Genomic DNA, 1,258 nt, shown 5'->3' with positions numbered 1-1,258 from the left:
GTGGCGGCAACAATGATATCGACCGGATGCAGGAGATTAAAGAGCGCTCGCTGATTTATGAAGGGCTGAAGTATTACTTCATGATTAATTTTCCGCAGCGGGCGGGCGCGCTGCGCGAATTTGTGTCGGAGGTGCTGGGCCCTGACGACGATATTACCCGGTTCGAATATACGAAGAAGAACAACAAGGAGGACGGCCCTGCCCTTATCGGCATCGAGCTGCTGTCCAAGGACGCCTATGAACCGCTCATTGAGCGGATGGAGCTTAAGGGCCTGGACTACGTCGAACTGAACAAGGACTTGAATTTGTTCAATATGCTGATCTGACCCGGACGGAACGAAAAAGGCTGGCGCAGGCATTAACCCTGCACCAGCCTTTTAATGTTCTCTCTTCGCAGCGGCGAGCGGCTGCGGTGAGGCAGGACTTTCTGGAGGCGCCGCCTGCTTGCGGTATTCCTCGACCTCATCGGTAAGCTTGTAATCATGCTCCTTGAGCAGCTTCATGAAGCCGTCCAGCTTCTCCAGATACGCGCTCTCGCCGTTATTTTTGGTAAGAACCGCAGTATAGGCTTTGCTCGCTTCCAGATCCATCTCCAGATTGTCGTAATGGAACAGCGGCGTATTATTCAGACCGTAGAACGTGTCGATCTCATACATCCGGTATAACGACTTTACCGTCCCGATCCGGTTCGAACGGGGGTAGGCGGCAATGAAGGATTCCTGGGCCAGCGCACGGGACGCCACCTCCGCCCAAGCGATAATAAGGCCGTTGTCTTTGTTCGAGGGAAGGTCCGACTCCACGGCCATAATGGAAATATAATTGCGGATGTCATCCAGTACATACATCTTGTATTTCCGGTACGCGGCATAGTCAATAACCGGGAAAAACGATCCTTCGGCCGTCTCCAGTTTGTATCCGTTCTCCGCAGCCCTCCGCAGCAGCAAGCGTAAATTTCCGTTATCCGTCTTATCCGCGAGCTTCGCGAGGCTATCTCCGGGCTCGTAAAGGTCCGTCAGATCGCGCTGAACTCCCTCTGCATAGAATTTATCCTGCCATGCAGGCAGCGCCGCCTTTTGGACATTTTCAAGCCTTAACGTCATAATCGTGGCGCGATAAGAACCGACGGCGTAAATATTGGCCTTCAAATAGCCGATCGCCTGCGGCAGCTTGGCCGAAGAGGACAACAACGGCAGATAGGCTTTATAGAGCGCCTCAGCGTGGCTGGAGCTGGACGATGGAGCTGGCGAGCGTCCGGCAG

At 54.0% G+C, this 1,258-nt stretch carries 1 protein-coding gene and 1 pseudogene; one reads left to right on the top strand and one right to left on the bottom strand.

The features are described 5' to 3' along the window. A pseudogene (locus L691_RS0122140) lies at positions 1-326 on the top strand (threonine dehydratase); the annotation flags it as partial. A 51-nt stretch (positions 327-377) separates the two neighbouring features. Here L691_RS0122140 and L691_RS33095 read toward each other — a convergent pair. Next, positions 378-1,258, bottom strand: an 881-nt coding sequence (locus tag L691_RS33095) for a hypothetical protein (protein ID WP_025692489.1), incomplete at its 5' end; no start/stop codon positions are given.

This window comes from Paenibacillus zanthoxyli JH29 (genome assembly GCF_000520715.1).
GTDB lineage: Bacteria > Bacillota > Bacilli > Paenibacillales > Paenibacillaceae > Paenibacillus_AQ > Paenibacillus_AQ zanthoxyli.
Note: the sequence above shows the minus strand (reverse complement) of the source record. Positions and strands in the feature narration are given on the sequence as shown.